Origin of the sequence: uncultured Dietzia sp. (genome assembly GCF_937873725.1) — a bacterium.
Lineage (GTDB): Bacteria > Actinomycetota > Actinomycetes > Mycobacteriales > Mycobacteriaceae > Dietzia.
Map to the genome: position 1 here is coordinate 1 of NZ_CALMYY010000064.1, position 9,961 is coordinate 9,961.

Sequence of the window (9,961 nt, forward strand, 5' to 3'; positions counted from 1 at the left end):
CGGCCAGGGCCTGCACGATCCCGTAGGCCTGCGGGTCCTGCCGCAGCGCCGGGTCGGCCAGGCCGTCCTGGATGCCGCGGGCGAGGCTGCCGTTGGCGGTCGCCTCCTCCAGCTGCGTGGTGATCGCGCCGCCGACGCGGCTGAACAGGATCGACAGGAACACGGCCACGCCGACCGTGCCGCCGAGCTGCCGGAAGAAGGTGGCCGACGCGGTGGCCACGCCGATCTCCCGCGGGCTGACGGCGTTCTGCACGATCAGGGTGAGCGGCTGCATGCAGTTGCCCAGGCCGATGCCCAGGATGAGCATGTAGAACATGACCAGCGTCAGCGAGGTGTTGGCGTCGATGGTCCACAGCAGGAAGAGGCCCAGGGCGGCGATGGCGGTGCCGAGGATCGGGAACTCGCGGATCCGGCCGGTCCTTGAGATGAGCTGACCCGTGACGATCGAGGCACCCATCATGCCCGCGACCAGCGGGAGCATCATGAGGCCGGACTCCATGGGGTCGGCGCCGTGGACGATCTGCATGTACAGCGGCAGCGTCATCATCCCGCCGAACATGGCCATGCCCACGATCACGCCGCCGGCGGTGACGATCGCGAAGGTGCGGTCGCGGAACAGGCGCAGGGGGATGAGGGCCTCGTCGCCCGCGCGGGCCTCGACGATGAGGAAGAGGCCGATGCCGGCCAGGCCGACGAGGTAGCAGCCGAGCGCGGCCGGGGAGCCCCAGCCCCAGATGCGGCCCTGTTCGGCCACCAGCAGGAGCGGCACCAGCCCGACGACGATCGCGGCCGCGCCCGCCCAGTCCACCCGGTGGTCCACGCGGACGTTCTTGACGTTGAGGGTGAGGATCACCATCGTCAGCGCGAGGGCGCCGATGGGGACGTTGAGCAGGAAGATCCAGCGCCAGCCGTCGATGCCGAGGATCGTGTCCATGCCGGCGAAGAAGCCGCCGACGACCGGCCCGATGACCGACGACGAGGCGAACACGGCCAGCATGTAGCCCTGGTATTTCGCGCGGTCGCGGGGAGGGATGATGTCTCCGATGATCGCCAGCGCGAGGGACATCAGGGCACCCGCGCCCAGTCCCTGGATGCCGCGGTACACCGCGAGGGTGTACATCGAGTCCGCGAGCGTGCACAGCAGGGATCCGAACACGAAGATCACGATGCCGATGACGAAGAACGGCTTGCGGCCGTAGATGTCGGAGAGCTTGCCGTACAGCGGCGTCGAGATGGTCGACGTCATGAGGTAGGCCGTGGTGACCCACGCCTGCGCGTCCAGGCCCTGCAGGTCGTCGGCGATCGTCCTGATGGCGGTCGAGACGATCGTCTGATCGAGGCTGGCGAGGAACATGGCCGACATGAGGCCGGCGAGGATCACGAGGATCTGACGGTGCGTGAGCTCGCCGTCCTCGCCTGCCCGCGCGGCGGCGGGCGTGGGGGTGGTCATCGGTTCTCCTTGGCGGATGTGAGGGAGTCGAGTTCGGAGCGAAGGGACTCCGCGAGGTGGTTCAGGCTCTCGCCGAGGGACGCCGCCTGCTCGGGTGTCCAGTCGGACAGCACGTCGGCCATCCACTGGCCGCGGCCGTCGAACACGCGGGCCACCAGGTCGGATCCCTCGGCGGTGAGGGTGACCAGGCTCGCGCGCCCGTCGTCCGGGTCCGGGACCTTGGTCACCAGGCCCAGCGACTCGAGGTGACGGACCTGCCGGCTCACCACCGAGACGTCGGTGTGGACCCGGTCGGCCAGGTCGGTCACCCGGGCGGGCTCGTCGTGGACGGCGAAGAGCAGGGGATGGGCGGACGGCTCGAGCGACTCGTGGAAGCGGGGCACGCAGACGTTGACCGCGCGCAGCAGCTTGACCACGCGTGAGAGATCCACGACGAGCCGGGCGCTCTGGTCGATGTCGACGGACACTCGTAACCTCCCAGCTCGATTCGGTTGCTTGCAGCAAGCAAATATAGGCTGCGAGGGTGGCCTTCGGCAAGTGCGCGGGGGACGGCGCCGGAAATTGGTGGCCCTGCCTACCGATAGGTAGGCTGACGGCATGACGAAGTCACCCGTAGAGGACCCGATGGCCGTGCCGACTGACACCCGCTCTGAAATCATGGACGCCTTCGCAGGTCAGCTGGCGGCAGGGGGTTACACGGGAATCTCCCTGGTCGGCGTCGCCCGGTCGGTAGGGATTCGCAAGCCGTCCATCTACCACCACTTCCCAGGTGGGAAGGAGGAGCTGTACAAGGAGGTCGCGCTCCGGTTCACCGCCCGCCTCAGTACACGGATCGAGACGGCGCTCGCCGCCACCGGGGGATTCGAACGGCAACTGGGCGAGCTCGTGGCTGCCGTCGCCGACCAGGACGCCCGGTCGATCTCGTTCGAGCAGAGGGTCTACGACACTCTCGAACTCGTCTCGGAGGAATCCAGGAGCGCGGTGTCCGGCCAGTACGTGTCGGCTGTGCTGGACCCCGTCGTCGACGTCTTCGCCCGCGCCGTCGGACGCGGCGAGATCGCCGGCGAGCCGTGGTTCCTCACCAACGCGTTCTTCCACCTGGCGCGGGCAGTGGATCGCTCCGGAGGGGACGAGGCCGCGGTCGCGGTGGTGCGTCTGTTCCTCGACGGGGCGCGGCCCCACTGAATGGCGCGTCGCGCGGCTGACGAGATTTGTATGATGCGTGCCCCCGGTCGGACTCGAACCGACACTGGACGGGTTTTGAATCCGTTGCCTCTGCCAATTGGGCTACGGGGGCGGTCGCGGCGGGCCGCTGGTCGGGAAGTCTAACCGACGACCGGTGAGCGGCTGTCCGATGCCCGCCCTAGAGTGGCCGTGTGAGCACCACGAGCCAGACCGCAGAAGCCAGTTCCGCAGCCAGCACCACGTCGTCCGACACCGGCAGGGGGCCCGGTCCCAGCCGACTGCTCCTGCTGGACGGGCACTCGCTGGCGTTCCGCGCGTTCTACGCGCTGCCGGCGGAGAACTTCTCCACCGCATCCGGGCAGCACACCAACGCGGTGTACGGCTTCCTGTCCATGGTCGCCAACCTGGTCACCACCGAGGAGCCCACCCACATCGCGGTGGCCTTCGACGTCTCGCGCGCGACGTTGCACCGGACCGCGGAGTACCCCGAGTACAAGTCCACGAGGTCGGCGGCGCCCGAGGAGTTCAAGGGACAGGTCGAGCTGATCCAGGAGGCGCTGGTCGCGCTGGGCGTCCGGACGCTCTCGCTGGAGGGGCATGAGGCGGACGACATCATCGCGACCCTGGCCACGCGGGCAGGCGGCACGCATACCCTCATCTGCACCGGCGACCGCGACGCACTGCAGCTCGTGACCGACTCGGTGACCGTCCTCTACCCGGTTAAGGGAGTCTCGGAACTCGCGCGCTACACCCCGGAGTCGGTCGAGGCGAAGTACGGCGTCACCCCGGCGCAGTACCCGGACGTCGCCGCGCTGCGGGGTGACACCTCCGACAACCTCCCGGGAGTGCCCAAGGTGGGGGACAAGACCGCCGCCAAGTGGATCGTCCAGTACGGCACGCTGTCCGAGCTCATCGCGCACGCCGACGAGATCAAGGGGAAGGTCGGCGAGAGCTTCCGGGAGCACCTCCCGCAGGTGCAGCTCAACCGCCGCATCACCGAACTCGCCCGGGATCTCGACCTAGGGGTCGAGATCGGCGATCTCGCCCGCGACCTCCCCGAGCGGGCCGATGTCAACGCGCTGTTCGACCGGCTCGAGTTCGGACCGCAGGCCCGCGACCGGTTCCTCACCGCATTCCTGCCCGAGGGCGCACCCGAGCAGGTGGCGGAGATCGAGCTCGAGCGGGCGGCGGTCCTGCACGCCGGCGAGGTCTCGGACTGGCTGGCAGCGCACGCGCCGGCCGGGAGACGGCACGGCCTCGTCGTCGTCGGATCCTCCCGTCCCGGCGCCGGGGACGCGCACACCGTCACCGTCGCTGCCGCGGGCGGGGCGTCGGCGCACATCGATCTCGCCCGCATCGATCCGGCCGACGAGCGGGCTCTACAGGCGTGGTTGGCGGACGACGCGGTGGCGAAGGCGGTCCATGATTCCAAGGCGGCGACCCACGCCCTGATGGGCCGGGGCCTCGAGCTGGGCGGGGTCGCCATGGACGTCGCGCTCGCCGCGTACCTCGTGCGGCCCGGTCAGCGCAGCTACGGGCTCGCCGAGCTGTTCCAGCGGCACCTGCAGAGGGAACTGCCCGAGGTGGAGTCGGGGGAGAAGCAGCTCTCGCTGCTGGACGAGGTCGACGAGGCCGAGGTGGAGCAACAGAACGCCGACGCGGCGGCGACCCGGGCCCGCGCCGTGGTGGATCTGGCCGAGCGGCTCGACGTGGAACTCGAGCAGGTGCACGGGGCCCGGCTCCTCGCCGAGATGGAGCTGCCGCTCGTGCCGGTGCTCGCGCGGATGGAATCGATCGGCATCGCGGTGGACGGCGCCGCGCTGGACGAGCTGCGCGACGGGTTCGCCGACCGCGGGCGTGACGCCGCGGAGGCCGCGTACGACGCGATCGGGGGCGAGCAGATCAACCTCGGTTCGCCCAAGCAGCTCCAGGTGGTGCTGTTCGAGACCCTGGGCATGCCCAAGACCAAGAAGACCAAGACCGGGTACACCACGGACGCCAAGGCGCTGGAGGAGCTTCTCCTCAAGGAGACGGGGGACACCCCGGGGCGCGCCTTCCTCGAGGCGCTGCTCCTGCACCGCGAGGCCACCAAGATGCGCACCACCGTCGAGGGCCTGATCAAGACCATCGGCGACGACGGGCGCATCCACACCACCTTCAACCAGACCGTCGCCGCCACCGGCCGGCTCTCCTCGACCGACCCGAACCTGCAGAACATCCCGGTCCGCACCGAGGACGGCCGGCGGATCCGCCGGTCCTTCGTCGTGGGCGAGGGCTACGACTGCCTCCTCACCGCCGACTACAGCCAGATCGAGATGCGGGTGATGGCGCACCTGTCCGGGGACGCCGGACTCATCGAGGCGTTCCGGACGGGGGAGGACCTGCACTCGTTCGTCGGCTCGCGGGCCTTCGGCGTGCCCATCGACGAGGTCACCCCGGAGCTGCGGCGCCGCGTCAAGGCCATGAGCTACGGCCTCGCCTACGGGCTCAGCGCGTTCGGGCTGGCCGCGCAGCTCGGGATCGGCCAGAACGAGGCCCGCGAGCAGATGGACGCGTACTTCGCGCGCTTCGGCGGGGTCCGCGACTACCTGCACGCGGTGGTGGACCAGGCCCGCCGGGACGGCTACACCGAGACCCTCTTCGGGCGCCGGCGTTACCTGCCCGAGCTCAACTCGGACAACCGGCTCAAGCGGGAGAACGCCGAGCGTGCCGCCCTCAACGCGCCCATCCAGGGCACCGCCGCGGACATCATCAAGGCGGCGATGCTCGGGGTCCACGCCGACCTCGCCGAGCGGGGACTGCGGAGCCGCCTGTTGCTCCAGGTCCACGACGAGTTGGTGCTCGAGGTGGCGGGGGGCGAGCTGGACGAGGTCCGCGACCTCGTGGTGGATCGCATGTACTCGGCGATCGAGCTCGACGTGCCCCTGGACGTCTCCACGGGAACCGGGCCCGACTGGGACTCGGCAGCTCACTGAGTGGTCACCGGGTGTAACCACTGGGTAACCACCGGCACCACTCGCGGGCGATGTGCTTTGTGGCGGTCGCCGCATGCCCTAGGTTCAGTGCAGATTCGGCTCAACGACGCCTGAAAGGGCACTCCTATGACCCTCACCCCCCGGCGCGGTCTTCGCGCCGTCCTGGCACTGACCGCCACCGCGGCCCTCGCGCTCACCGGCTGCACCACCAACACCGAGGGGCCGGAGGACTCCGGGGAGCCCCGGCAGGAGGTCGCGCTCCAGGTCGACGAGGAGATCGCCGCCCTGGTGCCGGCCGATATCCGCGACAAGGGTGTCATCGTGGTGGGAACCAACCCGCCGTACGCGCCCAACGAGTTCAAGAACGAGAAGGGCGAGATCGTCGGGTTCGACATCGACGTGGTCAACGCCGCCGCCCAGCTGATGGGTCTGACCGCCGAGTTCCGTGAGTCCGATTTCGAGAAGATCATCCCGGCCATCGAGGGCGGCACCATGGACATGGGTGCCTCCTCGTTCACCGTCAACGAGGAGCGGCTCCAGACCGTCGACTTCGTCACCTACTTCGAGGCCGGCATCCAGTGGGCCTCCGCGGTCGGGACCGACGTGGACCCGGACAACGCCTGTGGACTGAGCGTCGCCGTCCAGCGCACCACGGTCTCGGACCAGGAGGACGTGCCCGCCCGGAGCAAGGCCTGCACCGACGCCGGGAAGCCGGCGATCGAGAAGGTCCAGTTCGACTCCCAGGACGAGGCGTCCACCGCCGTGGCCCTGGGCAAGGTCGACGCGATGTCCGCGGACTCGCCCATCTCGGCCTACGCCGTCAAGCAGTCCGACGGAAAGATGCAGCTGGCCGGCGACGTGTTCGACTCCGCCCCCTACGGCTGGCCCGTGCGCAAGGACGCGGACCTGGCCGTGGCCCTCGCGGCCGCCGCCAACAAGCTGATCGAGACCGGTGACTTCGAGAAGATCGCCCAGAACTGGGGCCTCGAGTCCGGGCTCATCGACCGCGCCGAGATCCGGAAGGGCTGAGTGACCGGTCGGTGAGTACCGCGGAGAAGGGGGCCACACCCCCCCGGGCGGACGCCCCGGAGCCCATCAAGGCGGTGCCGCTGCGGCACCCGTGGCGGTGGGTGTCGGCGTCGATCGTCCTGGTGCTCGCGTTCCTCTTCCTCTGGGGCGCGGCGACCAACTCGGCCTACGGCTGGGGCACGTACGGCCGGTACCTCTTCGACACACGGTTCGGCATGGCGGTGTTCTACACCATCGCGCTGACCCTGCTGTCGATGATCCTCGCCGTGATCCTGGGGGTCATCCTCTCGGTGATGCGGATGAGCAGCAACCCGGTACTCAAGGCCGTGGCGTGGGTGTACCTGTGGATCTTCCGCGGGACCCCGATCTACGTGCAGCTGCTGTTCTGGGGCCTGATCTTCACGCTGTACCGGCAGATCCAGTTCGGCATCCCCTTCACCGACTTCCAGGTGGTCCGCTTCGACGACACGATGGCGCTGTACTCCGCGTTCTGGCTGGCCGTCATCGGCCTGGCCATGAACGAGGCCGCGTACATGGCCGAGATCGTTCGGGCGGGCATCTCGTCCGTCCCGGAGGGGCAGGCCGAGGCGTCCACCGCGCTCGGCATGACGTGGGGGCAGACCATGCGGCGCACCGTCCTGCCCCAGGCGATGCGCGTGATCATCCCGCCCACCGGCAACGAGCTGATCTCGATGCTCAAGACCACCTCGCTCGTCGTGGCCATCCCGTTCTCCGGTGAGCTCTACGGTCAGGCCCGCGACATCTCGGGCGTCAACTTCCAGCCGATCCCGCTGCTGCTGGTGGCCGCCACCTGGTACCTGGTCATCACCAGCGTCCTCATGGTGGGTCAGCACTTCCTGGAAAAGAAGTTCTCGCGGGGCGCCACCCGGCAGTTGACCGGCAAGCAGTTGCGCGCGTTGGCGGCGGCGGACGGGATGACCCCGTCGTCTCTCGCCGCCGCCAGGGCCGCGGATCCATCCGGAGGGACAGCATGACGCCGATGGTCAGGGCCGAGCAGGTCTGTAAGAGGTTCGGCTCCCTGGAGGTGCTCAAGGGCATCGACCTCGAGGTGGCGGCGGGGGACGTCCTGTGTCTGGTCGGCCCGTCGGGCTCCGGCAAGTCCACGTTCCTCCGCTGCATCAACCACCTGGAGCAGGTCGACGCGGGTCGGCTCTACATCGACGGTGACCTCGTGGGCTACCGGGAGAAGGGCGACAAGCTCTACGAGATCTCGCCCCGGCAGGCGGCCCGCCAGCGACGCGACATCGGGATGGTGTTCCAGCACTTCAACCTGTTCCTCCACCGCACCGCCCTCGAGAACGTGATCGAGGCGCCGATGCTCGTCAAGGGCGAGTCCAGGGCGAAGGCCACCGAGCGCGGCCGCGAACTGCTGGACAAGGTGGGACTGTCGGCCAAGGCGGACGCCTATCCGGCGCAGCTGTCCGGAGGCCAGCAGCAGCGAGTGGCCATCGCCCGCGCGTTGGCGATGGAGCCGAAGCTCATGCTGTTCGACGAGCCCACCTCGGCCCTCGACCCCGAGCTGGTCGGGGAGGTGCTGGGCGTCATGCGGGACCTGGCCGACGCGGGGATGACCATGGTCGTGGTGACCCACGAGATGGGCTTCGCGCGAGAGGTCGCCGACACGATCGCGTTCATGGACGACGGAGTGGTGGTGGAGGCGGGCCGGCCCGCCGAGGTGCTCACGGCACCCACCCATCAGCGCACCAAGGACTTCCTCTCCAAGATCCTGTAGCCGGGCTCAGGCGAGGGTCGACACGAAGATCGCGGTGCCGGGGAAGATGCTGCCGCGCAGCGGGCTCCACTGCCCCCACTCCCGGTCCAGCCACTCCGGCCACTCCGGCTCGATCAGGTCCTGCAGGACGAACCCGGCACCGACCAGCTCGCGGATCCGGTCGCCGACCGTGCGGTGGTGCTCGACGTACGTCAGGCGGCCCTCCTCGTCGTACTCGGTGTAGGGGGTCCGGTCGAAGTACGGGAACGCCGCCACGAGCCCCTCCTGGCCGGGGTCGTCGCGGAAGATCCACCGCATGGGGTGGTTGACGGAGAAGACGAACCGGCCGCCGGGGCGGAGCACGCGCGCGACCTCCGCCATGGCGCCCGACGTGTCCGCGACGAAGGGGATGGCGCCGAAGGCGGAGAACGCGACGTCGAAGCTGTTGTCGGTGAAGGGCAGGCGGCCGGCGTCGGCCTGGATGAGCGGGACCGTTGCGGCGGGGCCCGTCGAGCGGCTCGCGGCCTCGGCGCCCACGCGGAGCATCCCGACGGAGAGGTCGACGGCGACGGCGCGCGCCCCCCGGCCGGCGATCCACCGGGCACACGGCGCGGAGCCGCACCCGATCTCGAGCACGTCGCGGCCCGCCACGTCGCCGAGGAGGTTCCAGTCGCCCTCGTGCAGGCCCTCGGGGCACCACAGGAACTCGCCGTCGGGGGCGTGTGCGCCGAGGAACTCGCCGTGTTCGTCGTGGTAGTCGACCGCTTCGGCGTCCCACCACCTCCGGGAGGCGCGGACGGATTCACCATGATCAGGGGGGTTTGTGGACGTCACGGTGGAAGGGTACAGTTGACCGTCGCGTGCGTACACGCCCGCGAAAACCTGTCCACCTACGATTCCTATCCACTCCGGAGCACCCCACCCTATGACCACCAAAACCACCTCGCCGCAGGTAGCCGTCAACGACATCGGCTCCGCGGAGGACTTCCTCGCCGCCATCGACGCCACGATCAAGTACTTCAACGATGGCGACATCGTCGAGGGCACGATCGTCAAGGTCGACCGCGACGAGGTCCTGCTCGACATCGGATACAAGACCGAGGGCGTCATCCCCTCGCGTGAACTTTCCATCAAGCACGATGTCGACCCCGGTGAGGTCGTCAAGGTGGGCGACGAGGTCGAGGCCCTGGTCCTCACCAAGGAGGACAAGGACGGCCGTCTGATCCTGTCCAAGAAGCGCGCCCAGTACGAGCGCGCCTGGGGCACGATCGAGGAGCTCAAGGAGAAGGACGAGGCCGTCAAGGGCACCGTCATCGAGGTCGTCAAGGGCGGCCTCATCCTCGACATCGGTCTCCGTGGCTTCCTGCCCGCCTCCCTCGTGGAGATGCGTCGCGTCCGCGACCTCCTGCCCTACGTGGGCCAGGAGCTCGAGGCCAAGATCATCGAGCTGGACAAGAACCGCAACAACGTCGTCCTCTCGCGTCGCGCGTGGCTCGAGCAGACCCAGTCCGCCGTCCGCTCCGAGTTCCTGCACCAGCTGCAGAAGGGCCAGGTCCGCAAGGGCGTCGTGTCCTCGATCGTCAACTTCGG

General features: G+C 69.2%; 9 protein-coding genes and 1 tRNA gene. 6 read left to right on the forward strand and 4 right to left on the reverse strand.

Annotation, left to right across the window (positions count from 1 at the left end):
- Positions 1-1,450: MDR family MFS transporter (locus Q0444_RS05830; RefSeq protein WP_299022093.1), on the reverse strand; the 1,450-nt coding region annotated here is incomplete at its 3' end.
- Positions 1,447-1,917: a MarR family winged helix-turn-helix transcriptional regulator gene (locus Q0444_RS05835; protein WP_291080166.1), complete on the reverse strand. Its 471-nt coding sequence runs from the start codon at positions 1,915-1,917 to the stop codon at positions 1,447-1,449. The genes Q0444_RS05835 and Q0444_RS05830, both read right to left, overlap by 4 nt.
- A gap of 130 nt (positions 1,918-2,047) precedes the next feature.
- Between Q0444_RS05835 and Q0444_RS05840 the strand changes: the two genes are divergently transcribed.
- On the forward strand, positions 2,048-2,635 hold the full coding sequence (locus tag Q0444_RS05840) for a TetR/AcrR family transcriptional regulator (RefSeq protein WP_291080168.1): 588 nt from the start codon (positions 2,048-2,050) through the stop codon (positions 2,633-2,635).
- Between the two features lie 38 nt (positions 2,636-2,673).
- Here the strand turns inward: Q0444_RS05840 and Q0444_RS05845 are convergent.
- Positions 2,674-2,747: transfer RNA gene (locus Q0444_RS05845), tRNA-Leu, on the reverse strand.
- 79 nt (positions 2,748-2,826) lie between these two features.
- Here Q0444_RS05845 and polA point away from each other — a divergent pair.
- The 4 genes from polA to Q0444_RS05865 all read left to right on the forward strand — a co-directional run bounded on the left by polA (position 2,827) and on the right by Q0444_RS05865 (position 8,392).
- A complete protein-coding gene (polA, locus tag Q0444_RS05850) occupies positions 2,827-5,610 on the forward strand; it encodes a DNA polymerase I (protein WP_291080170.1) in 2,784 nt (927 codons plus the stop codon).
- Positions 5,611-5,736: 126 nt separating this feature from the next.
- A complete protein-coding gene (locus Q0444_RS05855; RefSeq protein WP_291080172.1) occupies positions 5,737-6,639 on the forward strand; it encodes an ABC transporter substrate-binding protein in 903 nt (300 codons plus the stop codon).
- 11 nt (positions 6,640-6,650) lie between these two features.
- Positions 6,651-7,634, forward strand: a complete 984-nt coding sequence (locus Q0444_RS05860; RefSeq protein ID WP_291080174.1) for an amino acid ABC transporter permease — start codon at positions 6,651-6,653, stop codon at positions 7,632-7,634.
- The gene (locus tag Q0444_RS05865) at positions 7,631-8,392 is read left to right on the forward strand and encodes an amino acid ABC transporter ATP-binding protein (protein ID WP_299022101.1); all 762 of its coding nucleotides are present in this window, start codon (positions 7,631-7,633) and stop codon (positions 8,390-8,392) included. Before Q0444_RS05860 ends, Q0444_RS05865 begins: the two co-directional genes overlap by 4 nt.
- 6 nt (positions 8,393-8,398) lie before the next feature.
- On the opposite strand, the gene Q0444_RS05870 is transcribed toward Q0444_RS05865, so the two are convergent.
- Complete coding sequence (locus Q0444_RS05870; protein WP_299022104.1) at positions 8,399-9,205, reverse strand: class I SAM-dependent methyltransferase; 807 nt, start codon at positions 9,203-9,205, stop codon at positions 8,399-8,401.
- Positions 9,206-9,296: 91 nt separating this feature from the next.
- Here Q0444_RS05870 and Q0444_RS05875 point away from each other — a divergent pair.
- The coding region (locus Q0444_RS05875) for a S1 RNA-binding domain-containing protein (protein ID WP_299022106.1) at positions 9,297-9,961 on the forward strand (665 nt) is incomplete at its 3' end.